This window comes from Bullifex porci, assembly GCF_009695635.1.
GTDB classification, from domain to species: domain Bacteria; phylum Spirochaetota; class Spirochaetia; order Sphaerochaetales; family Sphaerochaetaceae; genus Bullifex; species Bullifex porci.
The window spans coordinates 44329-66111 of the sequence record NZ_VUNN01000013.1; the positions used below are offsets into that span (position 1 = coordinate 44329).

Genomic DNA, 21783 nt, shown 5'->3' on the forward strand with positions numbered 1-21783 from the left:
TCTTATTATTTATTATTTTCTGCTTTTGTCAAATATTCATTTGTGATAGATTATTTTTGTGAATAAAAAAGAATTAATTCTCAGTCTAACAGAGGGCTTTGTCCTCTCCTATCGTGATCCTCTTGGCAATGATATTCTAATGGATCAAGCAATTAAACGGATTACTTTGACCTCAGCATTTCGAAAGCTCGATAGAATAAAGCAAAATGGTCCAACCTGCTTAGTTTATCCAGGAGCTGTACACACTAGACTTTGTCATAGTCTTGGTGTTTATTACACAGGAAGACAAATACTTCTTTCTGTATTAGAAAATAGTAACCCAGAATTTACTGTCTCAGGTATGAGAAGCTTTCTTGTTGCATGCCTTTTACATGATATAGGACACTTTCCTTATGCTCACTCCTTAAAGGAGCTATCAATAAAGGAGCATGAGGAACTTGCAGGTGAAATAATCTTAAATGATAAAGAATTATTTGATGCAGTAAAAAATAGTGGAGCAGCTATTGAGGATGTTATTGCTATCATTGATGATAAGAAGAAAGCAACTGGAGAGGTTGAGATATATAGACATATTCTCTCAGGAGCCTTAGACCCAGATAAGCTTGACTATCTAAATCGTGATGCATTCTTCTGTGGAGTTCCATATGGAAACCAAAATAATGGGTACATTATCTCTAAGCTACATATTTTGAATAATCGAATAGCAATTGAGCATAGTGCCTATGCATCAATTGAGCACATTCTTTTTTCTAAGTACTTAATGTATAAAAACATCTATTGGCATAAGGATGTAAGAAGTGCAACCTGTATGATTAAAAAGGCACTACTCTCTGCAATTAGAGATAATGTAATAGCTGTTGAGGATTTATATTTTATCGATGATTATGATTTTGATATGATCCCTCAAAAATATAAAGAATATGAACCTCTATCACTAATTACAGCTGTAAGGAATAATATGCTTTTTGAGCGTGTATGGGAAAGAGAGTGGTATCTAGACCATGAGCTAAAGGAGCTATCTTCAAATATTTATAGCCGCTTTGAAGCAGAAGATAGAATTTATAAAGCTTTAAAGAAAAGGTATCCACAGCTAAAGGAATATGAAGTAATTATTGATATTCCAGAGCCAATAAGCTTTGAAGCCGATGTAGCTATCTTAGAAAAGGATGGAAGCTATAAGAAATTCTCAGATGTAACAAAGCTCTTTACAAAGGATGTAGAGCAGCAATTTGCATCATCATTAAGATATATAGGAATATATACTCCAGATTATGTATCAAGAGATATTATTAAGGAGGTTATCGATGGAAGAGAATATTGAGAAGCGCTCATATACAGAGCTAATTAATGGAGATATTCCTCCATGGGTAATGCGATTTATTAAAGGCGCAGGAAAAGCAATTAATAGATACAATATGATTAAGGAGGGGGATGAAGTTCTACTTGCTGTTTCTGGTGGTAAGGACTCACTAGCCCTAGCCCTTGCGCTATCACTACGCTTAAAATGGCTCCCAGTTAGCTATAAGCTCAAGGCCTTAATGATTAACTGGATCGAGCATCCAATCGACGATGAGCATAAGGAAGCCTTAAAAGAATATTTTAAAGCTTTAAATATAGAATTTGAAATTGTAGATGAGAATCAATTTCCAACTTCCTTTAAAGGTGACTTTAATTGCTATCTTTGCTCAAGAAATCGTCGAAGAATACTCTTCGAGTATGCCGCAAAAAATGATGTTAAGCTAATTGCAATGGGTCACCATCTAGATGATTTAGTTGAAACTACTATGATGAACCTATGCTTTAGAGCTAATTTTGCTACAATGCTACCTGTACAAGAGTTCTTTGATGGAAAGCTTCATATCATTAGACCTCTAATAGAAATACATGAATCTGTTACTCGTAGATTATTTGAGCAATATGATTTACCAGTAATTAAGCCTGTTTGTCCATATGACCAAACTAATATTAGAGCTAAGCTTAAGCCTATTATTAAGGAGCTTTCTCATATAGACAAGCTTACTAGGGAGCATATTTATAATGCACACAACTTTAATTTGCATTTATAAAATCCACCTCTTTTTAATAAAGCTTACCTGTGATAAGATTTAACGTAGGTAATTTGGAGATAGATATCATATGAGAATCAAAAAACTTACACTTGCAATAGTAATGATAGTCGCCCTATCAACGACTCTTTTTGCTGCAACTCCATTTTTCTTTAGCTCTGGTGATTACGATTCAATTAAGCTATATGATCCTAATGGTAAAAGAGTAGATGCATTAACTCAAATGTACTCATCAGGATATATAATTAGTACAGATAATCATGAAGCTTCATTTTTCTCAGAGTTTGCAGAAATAACTTTAAAGCCTAATACACTTATGGTTTTATTGGGAATAGAGAGTCCTGAATTCTATCTTCTTGATGGATCAATAATAATAAGTGCCAAAAATAAGAATGTTACTGTTTATACAACAACAGCTAAATATAGTTTAACACCATATTCATCTGCAGAAATTGTATATACAGAGACTGAAGATTCAATTTCTAACCTTTCAGATAAAAAGATTACTCTCTATGATGCATTAAGAGATTTAAATGGTGATGTTCCAGCATTTACCTCTGTTGATATCATCACAGCATCCTACTCTCCTTTGATGTATGAGTTAAGAAATTCTCAAGAATACATTAAAGCAATTAGATTTAAGGATGTTGAAATTAATCTTCATGCTGATACTCAAGGTATATTAATTACTATTCCAGAGACCTTAAGAAAGAGTCTAATTACAACCTTCCTAGCTAATCTAGAGACTAAGGCTCCTGAAATCAGAGCTATGTTTACCTATAGAACAACTCAAGATAGTGTATATCTAAAATACTCTTCACCTCTAACTGAAAGTGATTATTCAAAGCTAACAGATGAGCTTGCAAAAGAGCTACTTCTATATGTTAAGTCCTTCTATAGACCTGATACGCCAACAGTAAGTACAAATATAACACACCTTGAGAAGGTTCCTGGAGCTCCTCAGCAGCCAGCTGTAGTTGAGACAAAGGTAGTTGCAAATATCCCAGATAAACCAATTTTCACAGTAAAGGGTAAAGCAACAGTAACATCTATTGATTAACAAATTCTTCCTCTTCAAATTGAAGAGGATTTTTTTTCACTTTCTGTGCTATCATATTCCTATGGCAAAGATTAAAGTACTAGATCGTTTAGTAGCTGCTAGAATAGCTGCAGGAGAGGTTATTGACCGTCCAGCAGCAATAGCAAGAGAATTAATAGATAACTCAATAGATGCTAAAGCCTCTGAAATTAGTGTTGATGTCAGAGGTGGTGGAATTGAGTCTCTTTCTGTAATCGATGATGGCTGCGGCATTGAAAAGGATGATTTACCACTTACTACTCAGCCTCATGCAACAAGCAAAATCTCACAGCTTGATGATTTATATCACCTCAATACAATGGGCTTTAGAGGTGAAGCCTTATACTCTATTAGCTCTGTTTCTAAGCTCTCTATTTCCTCTAATGGATGGACCTACACAGCAGATTGCACAACAGATGGTGAGCTAACTAAGGGAGGGTGTGAAAGAGGAACTAGAATAACTAGTGAGGAGCTTTTTAAAAACCTACCTGTAAGAAGATCTTTTTTAAAGAGAGAAGCTAGTGAGGCTCAGCTCATTAAAAACACATTTATTTCAAAGGCAATGGCCTTTGAAAATATCCACTTTAAATACTATCAGGATGGAGCCTTAAAGCTCGATTTACCAAAAAGAAATACATTAATGGATAGAGTACTCGATATCTTAACGATTGACCAAAAGCTAATGCGTTCTGATTTTGTTTTCTTAGAGAGTGAAAACTCAATATATAAAATACGAATAGTAGCAAGTCTTCCATCACTACACAGAAGTGATCGCTCCGGAATTAAAATATATGTTAACTCTCGTGCTGTAGATGAGTACTCACTTTGCCAAGCGGTATCATATGGTTATGGAGAAGCTCTACCAGGTGGAGCATTTCCATATACAGTAGTATTTGTTGATGAAGATCCAGAGCTTGTAGACTTTAATATTCACCCAGCTAAAAAGGAAGTAAAGATTCGTAATAGAGCTGAAATACACCATGCAATCTCATCTCTTATCCACGAAAAGCTTCCTAAATCAATTCCTACAATTGTATCTGCAGATGAACAAATGGAGCTACAGCCAGCTGCAAGTAAAAAGGTTTTATTTGAGGATAAAGAATTTTTATATGAAAAGGCTGTATCTAATGAAATAAAAAATCAAAGCTATGAGGATGTTTACTCACCTTCAAAGAGCTACATAGATAAGCCAAAGGATAACTCTTGGTTAGAGAAAGCTAAGAACCTTCCATCTATTAATAAGCAGCTTGAAGCTAAAGCAACTCCAAAGGAGGAGCTTTGGGATAGCTCTGTAAAAAAAGAAATTAGATATATCGGTCAAGCCTTTAAGCTATTTCTAATTTGTGAATATGATAATAAGCTATATCTTGTAGACCAGCATGCTGCCCATGAAAGAGTAATTTTTGATGAGCTAAGAAAGCAAAAGGGTGTTCAAAAGCTATTAATACCTTATGAGTTTGAAGTCGAAAGTGATATAGATGAATTCTTAAGTGAGCATAGCGATGTATATACTCAGTTTGGTATAGCACTATCAAGAAAGGATGATAAGCTTTGGCTACTATCTGCACTCCCTGCATTAGCTCGCCCATATGAAAAAGAGGTTGCAGAGCTTATTAAAACAAAAATTGGAAGTGATAGTGAAATTGAAGCAGCACTATATGCAATTATTGCATGTAAAGCAGCTATAAAGGCTGGGGATGATATCGACAGATTTAGTGCTCAGGCTCTACTTGAGAAAGTATTTGAGCTAGAGGATCCTGCATGTCCTCATGGCAGAACCTTTATAATAGTGCTTGATGAAAATGAATTAAGGAAGATGGTCGGAAGAACTAAGTGAGATAATAGAAGAAATTCTATTATTTCTGCTATCCTCCTTATAAAGTATTAATTTATCACTATATGGAGGATAGCTACTACCATCTGTTTCAGCGATAAGAGCACCATCTAAATAAGCTTCTAGATAATCAACATCATCATTATAGCTAAGAGGATAGGTTTCATCATAATCGAGGCTTACAACACCAGAAAACTCTGTGCCATCATCTTTAATTATTGTATATGAGTATTCTCCCTTTAAGAAGGTGCTATAGGCTGTAATTTTAAGCTCCTCAGAACGATAGTACTCTCCTTCCTTAGAAAGAGATGATGTAAAGCTAATTGAATTTGATGGATCTGTAAGAGTTAACTCATATTTCCCGTCGGAGGATAGGATAGAAGAAAACTTAACCTTCTCTTCTATCTTTTCGCCATCACTATAAACAGCTTCATGAATAAGCTTTGCTGTATCTACACTAAATCCCTCTTTTTCACAGGAAAAGAGGGATAGTGCTAATAATAGGATTACAGCAAGCTTTGCTATCATCTATTCTCCAAGAAAGGATCTAACAGGATTTGCAAAAGAATTAAGTACGAAATCTCTTACCTCTGGAGTAAGGTGTGAAAATCCAGCTAAGAAGCTATCCTTATCAAAGCCTTCATACTTATCACTATTCTCATTACTATTATTTAAATAGTCATAAGAGAACCAGTTATTTGGCCATAGAGTGTAATTTGCATGAATCTGTCTATCAACCTCAGCTGCAACCTCCTCTGGAGTTTGGTAGGTATCTGTTAATTCATCACCGAAGGTAAGATTTACTCTACCCTTCCATTCACGAATTCCCTTTACCATTGAGATTACATCCTCTAAAGGCTTTTTATTGTATTCACCATCTTCCTTAGTCTTAATCTCCTCTCTTGCCTTATTTATTGCATTAGGATCCATTTCATAGCTAATAGAAACAGGTACAATATGATAGTTTTTAATTACATCACTAAATGAGAGCTTATCCTTTTTAGGACCTAGGTAGAGCATCTTAATAATTGCAGGATGAGTAACATCGATACCATCCTTACTTCTACCACTCTTCTGTGCAAGCCAAATATTCTTTCCACCCTGGATAGTATTGTAAAAGTACTCTGAGAGTCTAACTGTTTCGATATATTTTTCTCTTACAGATAGATCTCTTTTTACAATGATTGCACCATTAAGCTTAAAGATATCTAGAATTAGCTGGCTCTTTAAAAGGTTATCACCAATAGCCATCTCACAAAGAGGCTTTTCCTTCTCAAATAGAGCATAATCTAATAGAGCACAATCTAATACGATATCTCTATGATTAGAGATAAAAAGATAGCTCTTATCATTCTTAATCTTTTCAACACCTGAAACAGTAAAGCTCTCCATGGTGTTAGAAATAACATTCTTTAAGAATAAGCCAGAGGTAATTACATGCTGAAAATCATCATATGAGTGAACATTCTTTAATAGAGATAAAACATATTTTACAAATTGCTTTCTCTTTTCATCTACTTCAGGGCCATCACCCTTAAAGAGCGAAGCTGCAAAGGCATATAAAAACTCTGGATGCTGAGAAAGTCTTACTATAGCCTCATCTACATCCTTACCAACATATGGAGCAATATCCTTATATTGTTCTCTATCGAAACTCACTTATCACCGCCAATGAGGGTCTTCATATATTGGGTCCTCTCCCAAGCAGAGCCGTTAGCAATATTCTCCTGAGCCATCTTACCCTGGAAATCAGAAATAGATTTATAGTTCTTCTTTTCCATCCATGCGTTCAATTCATCACACATAGTCTTAACGATACTCTCATCCTTAAGATAGATAGTACAAATCTGACAAGCAGCTGCACCAGCTAAGAGCATCTTAATTACAGTATTAGCATCGTGGATACCTCTATTAGCAGCAAGAGAGCACTTAACTTCAGCACTCATTAAAGCAATCCAACGTAGGGTTGAAGCATATTCATTAAAGCTTGAAATACCTCCAAGGTGTGTCATTGTTTCTGTTTCAATATTGATATCAGGACGGAAGAATCTATTAAATAGAACAAGTCCATTAATACCTATCTTATCGAGCTCACTAATAATATTTGCAATAGAGGAATAGTTATCACCAAGCTTAATAGATACAGGAAGAGTAGTACTCTTTCTCATTCTCTTAGCAAATTTAAATAGTGCCTTATCAACACTTTCTCCACTAACCTTCTTATCCTGTGCAATAGGATAGTAGTTAAGCTCGATAGCATCAGCACCAGCCTTCTCAAAGGATGAGATATAATCCTCCCAGGTAGAAAGGTCAGAACAGTTTATTGAAGCAATTACAGGAATTGATAGCTCCCTTTTTGCATCCTTTAATAGCTGTAAATATTTTTCTAGATAGTAATCCTTAGAGACATTCTCAAAGTACTCTGAGAAATCTGAGTGCTCTAGATACTCTGAATGCTCTACAAGCTGCTTTCCAACTTCTGTTTCTATTTGCTCTTCGAATATTGATTTTAATACAACGGCACCAGCACCATTTTGTTCACACTTTTTTAAGCTTTCAATGTTACCTGTTTTTGGGCCAGAAGCAATAATAATTGGGTTTCTTAGTTTAAGTCCTAGATATGAAGTAGATAAATCTGCCATGTAAAAAAACTCCTTCAAAATAGGATTATAACATACAAATCTGTACAATTAGAATAATTTACTCTTTAGTTTTTAAGCACTCTTTAATAGTTATTTTATAAATTATAACAATTAACGGTAATACTAGAACATCTGAAGCAAAATAGCTTAAGTAAAGTCCATCTAAGCCAAAGAAATAATTCAATACTATTGAAAGAGGTATTAGTAGAAGGAAAAATCTAGTCATAGTTAATATTAAGCTTCTCTCTCCCTTCCCTAAGCCCTGCAAAAGTCCAGAGGTAGAAATATTAAAGCTTGTAAGTAGAAAGCAATAGGAAAGCTTCTTAAAGGCTCTTAGTCCCATATCTAATAGCTTATCATCAGCTGTAAAAAGCATTACTAATTGCTTTGTAAATATTTGGAAGAAAGCAAAGCCTAATAGCATAATAGCTAAGGAAAGTAGCATAGAAGTAAAATAAGCTATCTTAACTCTCTTAAAATATCTAGCACCATAGTTGTAAGCTACGATAACAACTAAAGCAGATGAAATACCAGATGATGCTAAGAACATAAAGGATTCAAGCTTTAAATACATCGAATAAACTGCCATTTCATCAAGGCCATAGGATAGTATCAGACGATTATAAATTAAGCCAACTATAGAGCCTGCAGCACTAACCATCATAGATGGAAGTGCAATATTTGTAATACTCTTTAGCACATCAAAGGAAAAAGCTCCCTTTAGGCTTAAGATACTCCTTCGTTTATATAGTATTAAGCCAAATATAAATGAAAATACGTACCCAAGAGCTGTTGCGATAGCTGCTCCATTAGCACCTAAATCAAAATAAAAAATAAATATAGGGTCCAGGATAATATTTAACACCGCACCTGAGGATTGTATTAGCATTGCATAAAGCGATAGAGAGTGAGAATTAAATAGAGCGGCTATAATCGTAGATATAAATACAAATGGAAAGCAAATTGAAATTATTTTTAAATAGCTTGAACCAAGCTCTATAGCTAAAGCATCACTTGTAAAGGATGCTACAAATGAATTTGAAAATAGCAGTGATAGTAAGGCAATTAATATTGCAATCGAAAGAGCTGATAACAGTGCTGTTTTAAAACCATCCTCTGCACTCTTTTTATTCCTTTGTCCTAGATAACGAGAAATACAGCCAGCCATTCCGGCTCCTAAGCCCGCACTAATTGCAAGTGAAATATTAATAACTGGCTGGGTAATTGAAATTGATGCAAAGGCATGGCTCGAATATCGAGCTATAAATAGACTATCAAAGGCATTATATAAGGCTTGAAAAGCCATGGTTAGCATAGCAGGAAGAGCCATTCTAACCACAAGCTTTAAAATATTTTCATTTCCAAGACGCTCTTCATTCATAATTAAGAGATTCTTTGAAAAAATTAAGGATTAATCAAGATGATTTTTTAAGTATTTATCTGCTTTTAGAATTGCAAGCTGTGTCTTAGCATCTGCTATCTCACCAGCCATTACCATATCAACAAGCTTATCAAGCTTAATTAACTCAACATTAATAAACTCATCGTCATCTAAATCCTGCTCGCCCTTTTGTAAATCCTTAGCAATATATATTTTAATTGCTTCATCACTATAAGCAGGAGTTGGATATAAAAAGCCTAAATCGATCCACTTTTCAGCGCTGTATCCAGTTTCCTCTCTTAGCTCTCTTTTAGCAGCCTCTAGCTTATCTTCAGACTTTGAATCGAGCTTACCGGCAGGTATCTCCCACAAAATCTCATCAACTGGGTATCTATATTGACGCTCCATAATGACAGAGCCATCTGCTGTAATAGGAACTACACAAACAGCACCAACGTGTCTAATTAAATCACGACCAGTAATATGATCATTTGGAAGCTTTACTGTGTCATGAAATACGTGAAGAAGCTTTCCTGAGAAAACCTCACTACCATCTATTTTTATTTCTCTAAGATTATTATCGTTCATACTCGTTAAATATAAAACAAGGGAAAAGCCAATGCAATTCCCTTGCTATCCTTTATAATAAATAAGGTACAACTAAATTGTGTGATTGATATACGATAAAGGTTTCTACCTCCGTTATATCCTTTACCTTGTTAAGCTCATTTTTAAAGAACTCAAGTAAGGATAAGCCCTCTGTATCGCATAATTCAATTTGTAAGATAAGATCATATCGACCAGTCACAACAGCACAGCTTATAACACCATTTAATCGTGTTAACTCCTTTGCCTTTGTCTCTAAATCAAGTGTTTTGACTTTGATACCCATCATAGCAACTTGGAAGGATGGAATATACTCTGGATTAACTAGCCCAGTAATTTGAAGAACTCCATCCTCTATCATCTTATTAACACGAGTTCTAACTGTATTCTCTGTAATTCCTAGCTCATCAGCGATGGCAGAATAAGCCTTTCTGCCATCCTTTAAGCTTCTTATGATAATCTTATTGGTCTCATCTATTTTTTTAATCATCCGTTCTTTCTCTCAAATTCTTTCATGAAATCTTTAAGAGCAACAACATCTTCATATGGGAGTGCATTGTAAAGAGAAGCTCTTAAACCGCCAACAGATCTGTGACCCTTAAGGCCTAACATACCCTCAGCACTAGCTTCCTTCACAAACTTAGCCTCAAGCTCCTCTGAAGGTAGACGGAAAACGATATTCATTCTAGAGCGATAGCGCTTATCAACAGGGCTTCTCCAGAAATCAGAGGAATCGATAACACTGTAGATTAAACCACTCTTAAGGTCAGCATTCTTATCCATGCCTTCAACTCCACCATTTCTCTTAATCCATTCAAGAACAAGCTTTACACCCCAAATTGAGAATACAGGAGGAGTATTGTAAAGACCCTTTTCTTTAGCATGAAGTGCATAATCCATATAAGCTGTAAGGTTAGGATTTCTTCTTTCAAGCATATCCTTTCTCATGATAATAAATGTAGCACCAGCTGGTCCAAGGTTCTTCTGAACACCACCGTAGATCATACCAAACTTCTTAACATCTACTGGGCGAGAGAGAATATCTGAGGACATATCTGCAATTAGAGGAACATCTCCTGTATCTGGGAAGTCCTTCCACTCGATACCTCCAATAGTCTCATTTGCACAAAGATATAGATAAGCTGAGTTATCACTTGGCTTAACACTCTTTGGGTCTGGAAGTGTTGTGTAGTTTTCAGCCTTATTATCAAAGAAAACATTTACATCTCCAAGCTTCTGAGCATCGCTACAAGCCTTATTTGACCAAGTACCTGTCTTAGCATAATCAGCAACCTTTCCCTTAACAAGGAAGTTAGTAGGAATCATTGTGAATTGTAGTGTTGCACCACCACCAAGGAAGTAAACATCATAATCCTCAGGGATATTTAAGAGCTCTCTAAAGGTAGAAAGACATGAATCATACATCTCTTCAAACATTCCACCTCTGTGGCTAGCTTCGATGATAGAAAGACCATTACCTTCATAATCAACGATGTTATCTCTCATCTCTTCAAGTACTTCAATAGGGAGTACAGATGGGCCTGCAAAATAATTCTTCTTTCTCATCAGATCTTACCTTCCTTTAATAGTTTTTCAATTGTATCATAAACTTCCTGACCAATTCTCAAGAGGTTTTCATTACTATTTGCTCCAACATGTGGGCTAAATGTTACATTTTCACAGCTAAATAGAGGATTTTCAGCTACACATGGTGGCTCAGATGAATATACATCTGTACAGAACCATGAGAGTCTTCCATCCTTTAAAGCAGCTGCAACAGCAGCTTCATCAACACACTTTCCTCTACCAGTATTAATAATTACAGGCTTCTTCTCCATCTTGTTGATAAGCTCTTCATTTACCATCTTATCTGTCTCTGGAGTATATGGTAGGTGCATTGAGATATAATCAGCATCCTTAACAGCCTCTTCAGGAGTTGCTTTAAGAACTGCAAGGTCACTCTCTGTTACATACTTATCATATGCTTGAACCTTCATGCCAAATGCATTAGCTAATGTAGCAACACGCTTTGCAATATTACCAAGACCAAGAAGTGCAAGAGTCTTTCCACCGAGCTCACTTCTCTTTGTCTTCTTTGCCCATTCACCAGATTTCATAGTTCTATCGTAGAAGCAAACCTTACTAGCTGTTGAGAGCATTAAAGCAAATGCCATTTCTGCAACTGCTGGAGCTGAAGACTTTGGAGTATTGGTTGCAATAATTCCCTTCTCCTTAGCATATGGTAAATCGATATTATCCATTCCAACGCCACCACGAATAATCAACTTACAATTTTTAGCACTATCGATATATTCCTTAGTAGCCTTAGTCTTACTTCTAATTAGAACAACATCTGCCTCAGGAAGACGTGAAATATCATCTGTAACTTCACCAAAAACAGCGAGCTTTCCAGGTAAGCTCTTATCAAAAGCATCTGCAATGAGTATTAGCATAGAAACTCCTTTTTACTTTTTGTTAAGCTTAGTATGGAGGTAATTTATGTATTTGTCAATTTTTTTTAAATAAAATTATGTAAACTTAAATAAACAATATTAAAATAATGTCAAATAGAACTAAAAAGCTTAAAGTTGAAATAACTTTATCACTCTTTTTTTTCTTGAGCAAGAACGCATTAAAAAAAGCACCTCAAAAATGAGATGCTCTTTGCTTATTCTTCCTTTTCTAAAGATACTACCGTTAATTGGAGATTTGAGGCTCCTCTATAGTAGTTTCTACCTAAGCGGAATATCATTTTTACTTTATCACCAATATCGAAGTTCTTCTTAAAGGCGTCCTTACTATTCCAAAATAAGCATGGCCATAGAGAGTCTCCATATTTAATAGTAAGCTTTAAGTTTCCCTTATCCTTATTCTCTCCAAGACAGATACAATCCTTAATCTCTGCATGCTCAATCATAAAGTTTAGAGGAAGATTCTGCTCCCCATATGGCTCAAATAGCTCAACAATTTTTATTAATGAGGAGTTCATATATTGCTGAGGAATTAAAGCATCGACAGTTAAAACCTCTTCCTCATCACTCTCATCGAGCTTTAGAACCTCCTCCTCTAAAAAGGCTTTAAACTCATCAAATCTATTTGAATCTAGAGAAAAACCACCAGCTGCCTTATGACCTCCAAAATCATTTACTATATTCTCAAAGAGTGAAAGGAAGGTTCTACAGTTAAAGGAGCCTCTACTTCTCATAGAGCCACTTAGCCTTCCCTCCTCTGCCTCTGCTATTATCATAACAGCAGGAACTTGAGGATAATCACGAAGCACCTTAGAAGCAATATTTCCAGTCAAGCCTCTCGAAATAGAAGGATCCATAACCATAATAAACTTAGAGCCAAAGGCTTCTAAGCTCTCTTGAGCCTTTAATTTAACTGCCTCATAGGACTCCTCTCCAAGCTTTTGTCTCTCCTTATTTAAAGCAATTAATTTCTTTGTAAGCTCACTACAAAGTCCAATGTCATTACTTAAAAGTAAATCAACTGCAATACGAGGGCAGCCTAGACGTCCAGAGGAATTAATTACAGGTGTCACATACCACCCTATCTCTGTAGTTGTAATAGGACGGCCCAAAAGATTTTGAGCAGATAATAGCTGCACAATCGATTCTCTTGGCTTTTGGTTAATTCTTTTTAGACCAGACTTTACAATAATTCTATTTTCATCCTTAAGAGGCATTAAATCAGCAATAGTACCTAAAGCAACAATATCTAATATACTTTCATACTCACTGCTTAAAAGTGGCTCCTGGTAGTAGCAGCTACTTTGAAAGAGGCTAATTAACGTCTCAAGCTCCTCATGCCCATCGCAATACATTACAGCTCTACTTTGCTTTGATAAATCAAATAGACTCTTATTGCAAACAGCAGGGATTACCCTTTCAAGGTCACTTCGAATATCATAAAGCATAATATCTAAACTATTTCCAAATGCCTGTCTGAGGGCTCTAAGCTCTATATCCTTATCGAGAACTAAAATTGGGATTTGTCTTGATAAAAATGAAACTACCCTACTATGCTCAAGGTCCATAACACCATTTGGGACCTCCTCAATAACACGACCTGTTTCAACTAAATTATCAAGCTGGACAGCTTCAATTATAGTAGTTGTATTTTCACCAGGTCCCGGAAGTGCATGTAAAAGGATAACAGAGGACTCATAAAATTTTGTCTTAGAAAATCTTAAGGCCCAAATAAGCTTAACAGCAACACCACATCCAGCAAGGTGCTCAAATGGGTATTTGGTAGTAGGAATCTTAGGATCGATAACAGCAACTGCATTTGGAAGCTCGTCACCAGAGATATGGTGGTCAGTTACGATAGTATCTATTCCAAGGTTAGCTAGCTCATCAATTTCAGATATACAGGAAATACCGCAATCAACTGTGATAACAAGGGTTGCCCCTTCATCACTAATCCTTTTAACAGCATCCTTTGTAAGACCATAAGGGTCATCACCCTCAGGAAGCATATAAAAGACATCAGCACCCAGCCTCTGTAACTCCTGAACAATAATAGTTGTTGCAGTTATTCCATCTGCGTCTCTATCGCCAAAGACACAAATTCTTTCATGCTCCTCAATAGCTTCATTAATTCTATTTACAGCACTATCCATATCCTCAAAAAGAAATGGAGAGTGAAGATAGTTGATACTACTCTCAAGGTAATATCTAATGTCCTTTCTATCTGTAATACCTCTTCTCGATAATATTGTTGCAGACAAAAGGTCACATTTGTACTTCTCGACAAGACGGCGTGGAACCTCTGGCGAGACTCTTTTTAAAATATATTCCATAGACTAATTCCCAAAATTAAAGGTTGCATCTATTAAGCCGCTCTTCATGACTTTAAGCTCTACGCCTAAAGAAAGACCAATATATCGCAGCATATATCTCATAATTCTAGATGCTTGCATAGGACTAATAACAAACTCAAGAGCCTTAGAAAGAGGAGCATTTGCTGAATCTCTAATATACGCTCTTGCATTTTTAGGAAGTATTAATCCACTATATATATTATCACAATTGCTACAACATGGAACAGAAAAAGAAGAATTATATCCAAGAGTCTCCTCTCTATCATAGGCTCTACCACATACAGGACAGTAGATAAAATCGGGAAGAAGACCAGATAGCTTCATATATCTAATCATAAATTGAGTAGCAATTGTAACATAGTTTTCATCATCTAATTCATCTAAGCATGATGTAAATAATTCATATAAGGGTAAAAAGGTTTCTCCCTTATAGAGCATTACAAGCTCACTCATTAACGATGAAGTAAAAATAGCGCCAAGAGATGAGGATGCCTGCTCATGAATAGAAATAACCTCTAAATCAACTAATGATCTTACAGCTCTTTCCTTATTATGGTACACACTAAAAACAGCCTCAGTATATAGAGAGGCTTTAACACATTTTTTTGATTTCTGCGCACCATATACCGTCAAATTATAAACTCCAATATCAGGAGATAATAATGTCAAAAGTCTATCATTTTCTTTTATTCTTGTAGTTTTGACGACGACGGAAAGTAATTTCTCATTTCTATCCACAAGACAAAAAATAAAACCTCTTATGGTTAGTGTCAACCTTCATTTGGTATGCTATATTATTGCTATGTCCAAAAAAATATTTCTATTAGCAACTCTATTATTAGCTATGCTAAACATCGGTGCAGTCTCTATAACTGGCACAAGACTTGAGAACACATTTGAAAGCGAAAAGAACCTTGCCCTCTTCGATTACACTAAAAGCGAAAGCTCAGAGGAGGATTTTCTAGATAGCACACACTTTTACCTACAAACAATGGCAGCTGGAAAGGAAATATATACTTGGTTTGGACATTCTGGCTTAGTAGTTGTTAATGAGAAATATGGCTTCGAGCGTTGCTATGATTGGGGAGTCTTTGCATTTTCACCAACCTTCTACTTTGATTTTATATTTGGACGCCTATATTACAGCTTAATGGTAACTAATCCTAAGTACTCTATAGTCCAAGCTGAAGTGGAAAATAGAGAGCTAATTAGAAGAGAATTAGATATTCCAAGGGAAGCTAAAAGAGGTATTATCGATTTCTTAAACTACAATTCATTAGATGAAAATACTACATATCTCTACCACCATTATTTAGATAACTGCGCAACAAGAATCAGAGACATATATAATGCTTCTACAAATGGTGAATTTAAAGCTTGGGCTCAAAGCATTGAAACAAATAAAAGCTATCGTGATTACACAACAAGCTTAATGGGTAGATCATTTATAGTTAATTGGACGTTAAACTTCCTGCAAGGACCTTCTATAGATAAAAAATTAAATTTGTGGGAGGCATGCTTCCTTCCATATGTATTAGATCAAGCTATAGAAGAGTATACAGGAGAGGAAAAAATAGTAATTAATGCAGGAAAAGAAAATACATTCTCAGATAATAATCCAGTTTTAGAAGCTACAACGGTTGCATTAATAATTTTTGTACTATTAGTTTGGTCTTACAGTAAAAATAGAAGACTATGGGCATTTATTATATCAATATTATTACTTTTCTTTACAATTCTTTCCTGTGTCCTAATCTTTATGATGTGCTTCTCAAATCACGATGTTACATACTTTAATGAAAATATTATCTATGTAAACCCACTACTATTTTTGGCATTATTTTCATCACTTAGAGCTTTATTTTCTAGAAAAAAAAGAGAAGCAACAATGTGCCTCTCTGTTATGAAAATATCATTTGTATTGACACTCATATTAATAATTCTCAAGGGCTTATTCATGGGTGTCTTCATTCAAGATAATTTTGCACAAATCTGCTTTATGCTAATTATCTATTTCAGTGCCTTTACTTTGAAACGACCTTAGTACCAGAGCCATGATAAAGAGCATCATAAAGATGTGCTGGATCTGTAATTAAGCCTGTATTACCAGTTGTTGATACAAAGTCCTTAATTGCTTGGATCTTTGGAAGCATTGAGCCTGGTGCGAAGTGTCCTTCAGCGATGTATTTATCACAATCAGCAACTGTAATCTCACTTAATTCCATTTGATTAGGTTTTCCATAGTTTAAGCAAACCTTCTCAACAGCTGTTGAGATAACAAATAAATCAGCATTGAGGTCCTTTGCAAGGATAGCAGCTGCTAAATCCTTATCAATAACAGCCTCCTTACCCTGAAGTGCACCATCAGAATCTCTAACAACAGGAATACCACCGCCACCTGCAGCAATTACAATAATATTATTATCAAGTAGGGTTCTAATTGTTTCGAGCTCTACAATTCTCTTTGGCTTTGGAGATGCAACTACTCTTCTATAGCCTCTTCCTGCATCCTCCATAATTGCCCAGCCATCATTTTCTTTATGGCTCAAAGCTTCCTCCTGAGTCATAAAGGAGCCAATAGGCTTTGTTGGATTTTCAAAGGATTTATCCTTTGGATCAACCTCAACCTGGGTAACTACTGTTACAACATTTTCCTTAAGGCCTAAAGCAGCAAATTCATTGTCTAGAGCTCTTTGTAACTGGTAGCCAATTGCTCCCTGAGTATCTGCAACACAGCTATCAAGTGGAACTGTATGTAAGATTTTTCTTGCATATTCAGCTCTAAGTAAAATATATCCAACCTGAGGGCCATTACCATGAGCAATTACAACTCTATGTCCCTCTTTTACTAATCTTGCTATATGATGAGCAGTTTTTGCAGCTGCTTCATATTGAGCAGATACAGTAACGTGTTTACTATCCTCAATTAAGGAGTTTCCTCCAATAGCGATAACGATTAATTTTGAATCCATATTCACCTCACACCTACTATCATATCACTATTGCAACAAAATGCAACAATTATTTCTTGTATATCACATCTAGTCTAAAACCATATATTCCTATATCTTTGAGAGCAGAGGAAATTATGGATTTAGATACATTCTTGCAGGACCCAAAGGTTCTGCCAAACTACCTTTTTATCCTTCCACTAAGTATTAAGCCTGTATTTCCTGGACTTTTTTGTCCTCTAGTTGTTACAGGAGAAAAGGATATTGAGGTTGTCACTCGTGCAATTAGCACAGGCGGTATGATAGGAGCCTTACTAGAGAAGGAGGCGCATACCTCAGATAACCAAAAGAGAGAGGATACCTTATACACAGTTGGAACAATGTGTAAGATCCTTAAATCTATCAAGCTACCAGATGGGGGCCTAAATCTTTATATCTCTACACAAAATAGATTTCGTGTAGATTCTTTCTTTTATAATGAGGATGCACTTTGTGCTAAGGTCACTTATCTACAGGATAAGCCATATAATAGAAGTCGTTTAACTGCTTGGGTTAGAACTCTAAATGAAGAGCTCAAAGCTATGAATCAGAAGATGCCTATGTTCAGTGAGGAAAATAGGCTTAACCTTATTAACATTGATGATCCATCAAAGTTTGCTGATTACATGGCTTCAATTCTATCTATTGAGCCTGATAAGCAGCAGCTAATTCTTGAGGAGCTTGATGTTAAAAAGCGTATTGAGGCTATTCTTTTCCACATCGAGGAGGAGAAGAGAATCATACAGATGCAGGGCTCAATTAGGGAGCATGTAAATAAAAAGCTCGAGAAGAACCAAAGAGATTACTTCTTAAGAGAAGAGCTAAGACAAATTCAAAAGGAATTAGGAATCATCCAAAATAAGGGTGACTTAGTTGAAAAGCTAAAAAGTGATCTAGATAGACTAAATTTAAAGGGCGAAGCAAAGGAAACTGTAGAGAACGAATTTGCTCGTTTCTCAGCTCTTGAGCCAAACTCACCTGAGTACTCTATGTCTCTAAACTACCTTCAGACAATTGCAGCTCTCCCATGGGCAGATGAGCCATTTAAGGATTTTGATTTAAAGAAGGCTGAAAAGATTCTTAATAGCGAGCACTATGGTATGGAGGAGGTTAAGGACCGCGTACTTGAATTCTTAGCTGTTAGAAAGCGAAGACAGGATACTAAGGGTGCTATTATCTGCTTAGTAGGCCCTCCTGGAGTTGGTAAAACTAGTGTTGGTTTATCAATTGCTAAAGCTATCGGTAAAAAATGCTATCGCTTTAGTGTAGGTGGCATGAAGGATGAGGCTGAAATTAAAGGCCACAGAAGAACATATGTAGGAGCACTCCCTGGAAAGATTATTCAGGGCTTAAAGATTGTCAAAACTAAGAGTCCAGTATTCTTAATCGATGAAATTGATAAGATGGGTGAAAGCTATCAAGGGGACCCCGCATCAGCTCTACTAGAGGCCTTAGATCCAGAGCAGAATAAGGAATTTAGAGATAGATATCTCGATCTTCCTTTTGATATCTCTCAGGTTCTATTTATTGTAACAGCTAATACCTTAGAGACAATTCCTTCTCCACTTCTTGATAGAATGGAGATTATAGAGCTATCTGGTTATACATCAAATGAAAAGCTGAATATCGGAAAGAAATACCTACTTCCAAAGAGTCTTGAAAAAAATGGCTTAAATAAGAAGGATGTAAAGTACTCTCCATCAATTCTGCTTTCAATTGCAGAAGGGTATGCAAGAGAAGCAGGAGTAAGAAATTTCGATAAGGCACTAGATAAAATAAATAGAAAGATAGCTAGAGAATCTCTTACAAACCCAGATTTTAAGTTACCTATTACTGTAACTGATGAGTTAGTTGTTAAGTATCTCGGTAAGGCTCCTTTCTCTGAGGATGAGGTTAAAAAGGCCGATAAGGTTGGAACCTCTATTGGACTTGCTTGGACTAGTATGGGTGGAGACACACTACTAATTGAAGCAGAGAACTATCCAGGAAAGGGTGAACTAAATATCACAGGACAGCTTGGCGATGTAATGAAGGAATCTGTTAACATTGCTTGGACATATCTTAAGAGAGAGGCAGTTAGAAGAAATATCGATTACTCCTTCTTCGAAAGAAACAATGTACACTTACACATTCCTGAGGGTGCAACACCTAAGGATGGTCCTTCTGCAGGTGTTACTCTAACTGTAGCACTCTACTCTCTTCTAACTAACCAGGTTATGAAGCAGAAGCTTGCTATGACTGGAGAATTAACACTAACTGGTAAGGTTATGCCAATTGGAGGCCTTAAGGAGAAAATTCTAGCAGCTAAACGCTGTGGAATAGATACAATTATTATTCCTTATGCAAATCGTAATGATTTAGATAAGCTTTCAGATGAAGTGAAGAGTGGAATTACCTTCTGCCCTGTAAAGGATATGCAGGAAGTACTTAAGCTCAGCTTCCCAAATGATAAGCATGTAAGAATGTCTGAAGAGGAGTATATTAAGGTAGATGAAGAGAAGCTAAAGCAAGAGAAGGAGAATGAAAATGACTCTAAGTATCTTAAAGAGCTTCTATGTCAGTTGACAAATAGAGTTGTAGAAAAGGAATAGTAAAATGAAGGATATAGAGTTATTATCCCCTGCTGGAAATGCTCAAAAGCTTAGAACTGCTATTAACTTCGGTGCTGATGCAGTTTATATGGGTATGAGTAAATACTCTTTAAGAAAAAATGCAGGAAACTTCGACATAGATGAGCTAGAGGAAGTAAGAAAGATAAAGGCAGAAAGCGGTAAAAAGCTATATTGCACAATGAATATCATCTTTAGTGAGGAGCAAATTCAAGCAGTAAAGGAATATCTTCCAACACTTGAGAACTCCCCTTTTGATGCCTTTATTATCACCGATATTGGGCTTGTACCTCTATTTAAAAAGTACCTACCATCAAAGGCTCTTCATCTTTCAACTCAAGCAAGCTGTATCAATAGTGAAAGTGCACGTATGTACTATGACATGGGCTTTGAGAGAGTTATCCTAGGTAGAGAGGCATCCTTAGATGACATAAAGAGAATTAAGGATGCAGTCCCAGAGCTTGAATTAGAGGCCTTTGTTCATGGTGCTATGTGTATGAGCTATTCAGGTAGGTGTCTACTCTCTTCATATTTGACAGGCCGAAGCGCTAACCAAGGTGATTGCTCACATACTTGTCGCTGGAACTATAAGCTTCACTACGCACTAGAGGAGGAAGAAAGAAAGGGAATCTACTACCCTATTGAGGAAGATGAAGCTGGATATACTACAATTCTATCTAGTAAGGATCTTTGTATGATAGACCACCTTGATGACTTAAGAAATGCAGGTCTTTCCTCACTAAAGATTGAAGGTAGGATGAAGAGTATTTACTATGTAGCTGTTGTTACTAGAGCATATAGAAAGGCACTCGATAATGATCCAGATAAGGATATATTTAGAGAGGATATCTTTAATGTATCTCATAGAGAATTCTCAACAGGCTTTTTCTATGGCCGTGACAGCAACGATGGAGCTATTAATCGCCCTACCAGCTATGGCTATCAAAGAGAGTATATGTATCTTGGAACTATTCTGGAGGACCTTGGAAATGGCAAGTACTCAATTGATGTTAAAAATCAAATAAGAACCAATAAGCTGGTTGAGTATTTAGGACCAGATATCTACTCAATAAAGGATGATACCTTCAAGCTTGTTGATGAGGATGGTCATGAATTAGTTAAGCTCGACCATGGCAAAAAGGGTTATTTAATAACAGATAAGCCTCTTAAGAAGGGCTATATCCTAAGAAGTGAATCTGATATAAAGACTTTAAATTAATGTAAATCTAAGCCGGTGTAATAAAGCACCGGTTTTTCAATAATATATTATTTTAATTCAGTATTTTCGTAATTTGAAAATTTGTAATAAATCTTTTTAAAGAATAATAATATTTTTTACTTGCATACATTAAATCTTATGATACGATTTAATTATAAATCTTAATCTTAATAAAGGAGAAACATGTAGATGACTATTCACGAACAGTTGGTTCAACAGTTTCAAACCTATGTTGCTGAATCTCAGAGATTTGAAGAAAAGGGTATTAAGGCAAGTGGTACTCGCGCTAGAAAAGCACTCGCAGAATTAAGTAAGCTTTGTAAAGAAAGACGAAGCGAAATTCAGGAAGCAAAATCAAAAGAAGAAGAATAAGATTTTCCAAAACTAATAGGATTAAAATTTAAAGAGGGGCTGTTGCACGAAATAAAATAAATTAAGGACTCGTGCACAGTCCTTTTTTATTGTCATTTTAGGTGGAATATACTATAATTAACTTGTTATAAGATAAGGAAATAAAAACAGAGAGAACCTCC

At 35.8% G+C, this 21783-nt stretch carries 19 protein-coding genes; 8 read left to right on the top strand and 11 right to left on the bottom strand.

Features of this window, described 5'->3' with window-relative positions; genetic code table 11:
- The first annotated feature begins 58 nt into the window (after positions 1–58).
- The 4 genes from FYJ80_RS07385 (at position 59) to mutL (ending at position 4981) form a co-directional block, all read left to right on the top strand.
- Entirely contained in the window at positions 59–1321 is a 1263-nt protein-coding gene (locus tag FYJ80_RS07385) for an HD domain-containing protein (protein WP_154425559.1), read from the top strand.
- On the top strand, positions 1305–2066 hold the full coding sequence (locus tag FYJ80_RS07390; RefSeq protein WP_154425560.1) for an ATP-binding protein: 762 nt from the start codon (positions 1305–1307) through the stop codon (positions 2064–2066). Before FYJ80_RS07385 ends, FYJ80_RS07390 begins: the two co-directional genes overlap by 17 nt.
- A gap of 70 nt (positions 2067–2136) precedes the next feature.
- The gene (locus FYJ80_RS07395; protein ID WP_154425561.1) at positions 2137–3126 is read left to right on the top strand and encodes a hypothetical protein; all 990 of its coding nucleotides are present in this window, start codon (positions 2137–2139) and stop codon (positions 3124–3126) included.
- Between the two features lie 61 nt (positions 3127–3187).
- Positions 3188–4981 (top strand): DNA mismatch repair endonuclease MutL, encoded by a 1794-nt coding sequence (mutL, locus tag FYJ80_RS07400; protein WP_154425562.1) that lies wholly within the window; start codon positions 3188–3190, stop codon positions 4979–4981.
- Here the strand turns inward: mutL and FYJ80_RS07405 are convergent.
- The 10 genes from FYJ80_RS07405 to recO form a co-directional block, all read right to left on the bottom strand.
- Positions 4952–5506: a hypothetical protein gene (locus FYJ80_RS07405; RefSeq protein ID WP_154425563.1), complete on the bottom strand. Its 555-nt coding sequence runs from the start codon at positions 5504–5506 to the stop codon at positions 4952–4954. The two genes, mutL and FYJ80_RS07405, sit on opposite strands and share 30 nt — an antisense overlap.
- Positions 5507–6637 carry a 1-acyl-sn-glycerol-3-phosphate acyltransferase gene (locus tag FYJ80_RS07410; RefSeq protein WP_328596766.1) on the bottom strand — a complete coding sequence of 377 codons (1131 nt, stop codon included), beginning with the start codon at positions 6635–6637 and terminating at the stop codon, positions 5507–5509. It lies immediately after the preceding gene.
- Entirely contained in the window at positions 6634–7620 is a 987-nt protein-coding gene (locus FYJ80_RS07415) for a dihydroorotate dehydrogenase-like protein (protein ID WP_154425564.1), read from the bottom strand. Before FYJ80_RS07415 ends, FYJ80_RS07410 begins: the two co-directional genes overlap by 4 nt.
- Positions 7621–7678: 58 nt before the next feature.
- The gene (locus FYJ80_RS07420; RefSeq protein WP_154425565.1) at positions 7679–9001 is read right to left on the bottom strand and encodes an MATE family efflux transporter; all 1323 of its coding nucleotides are present in this window, start codon (positions 8999–9001) and stop codon (positions 7679–7681) included.
- A 30-nt stretch (positions 9002–9031) separates the two neighbouring features.
- Positions 9032–9589, bottom strand: a complete 558-nt coding sequence (locus FYJ80_RS07425; RefSeq protein WP_154425566.1) for an NUDIX domain-containing protein — start codon at positions 9587–9589, stop codon at positions 9032–9034.
- 52 nt (positions 9590–9641) lie between these two features.
- Positions 9642–10097, bottom strand: a complete 456-nt coding sequence (locus FYJ80_RS07430) for an Lrp/AsnC family transcriptional regulator (protein WP_154425567.1) — start codon at positions 10095–10097, stop codon at positions 9642–9644.
- On the bottom strand, positions 10094–11173 hold the full coding sequence (gene serC / locus FYJ80_RS07435; RefSeq protein ID WP_235899605.1) for a 3-phosphoserine/phosphohydroxythreonine transaminase: 1080 nt from the start codon (positions 11171–11173) through the stop codon (positions 10094–10096). Before serC ends, FYJ80_RS07430 begins: the two co-directional genes overlap by 4 nt.
- Positions 11173–12060 (bottom strand): NAD(P)-dependent oxidoreductase, encoded by an 888-nt coding sequence (locus FYJ80_RS07440; RefSeq protein ID WP_154425569.1) that lies wholly within the window; start codon positions 12058–12060, stop codon positions 11173–11175. Before FYJ80_RS07440 ends, serC begins: the two co-directional genes overlap by 1 nt.
- A gap of 215 nt (positions 12061–12275) precedes the next feature.
- The gene (gene recJ, locus FYJ80_RS07445; RefSeq protein WP_154425570.1) at positions 12276–14411 is read right to left on the bottom strand and encodes a single-stranded-DNA-specific exonuclease RecJ; all 2136 of its coding nucleotides are present in this window, start codon (positions 14409–14411) and stop codon (positions 12276–12278) included.
- Between the two features lie 3 nt (positions 14412–14414).
- Positions 14415–15170, bottom strand: coding sequence for a DNA repair protein RecO (recO, locus tag FYJ80_RS07450; RefSeq protein WP_206361019.1), 756 nt, complete (start codon positions 15168–15170; stop codon positions 14415–14417).
- 64 nt (positions 15171–15234) lie between these two features.
- Here recO and FYJ80_RS07455 point away from each other — a divergent pair, with 64 nt between their 5' ends.
- Positions 15235–16476: a lipoprotein N-acyltransferase Lnb domain-containing protein gene (locus tag FYJ80_RS07455; protein ID WP_206361020.1), complete on the top strand. Its 1242-nt coding sequence runs from the start codon at positions 15235–15237 to the stop codon at positions 16474–16476.
- Here FYJ80_RS07455 and arcC read toward each other — a convergent pair.
- Complete coding sequence (gene arcC / locus FYJ80_RS07460) at positions 16457–17404, bottom strand: carbamate kinase (protein ID WP_154425573.1); 948 nt, start codon at positions 17402–17404, stop codon at positions 16457–16459. The genes FYJ80_RS07455 and arcC overlap by 20 nt on opposite strands.
- 116 nt (positions 17405–17520) lie before the next feature.
- On the opposite strand from arcC, the gene lon reads away from it, so the two are divergent.
- From lon to FYJ80_RS07475, 3 genes are all read left to right on the top strand, one after another.
- A complete protein-coding gene (gene lon / locus FYJ80_RS07465) occupies positions 17521–20013 on the top strand; it encodes an endopeptidase La (RefSeq protein WP_154425574.1) in 2493 nt (830 codons plus the stop codon).
- A gap of 4 nt (positions 20014–20017) precedes the next feature.
- Positions 20018–21250, top strand: coding sequence for a peptidase U32 family protein (locus tag FYJ80_RS07470; protein WP_154425575.1), 1233 nt, complete (start codon positions 20018–20020; stop codon positions 21248–21250).
- Between the two features lie 189 nt (positions 21251–21439).
- Complete coding sequence (locus FYJ80_RS07475) at positions 21440–21622, top strand: hypothetical protein (RefSeq protein WP_154425576.1); 183 nt, start codon at positions 21440–21442, stop codon at positions 21620–21622.
- Positions 21623–21783: the final 161 nt, after the last annotated feature.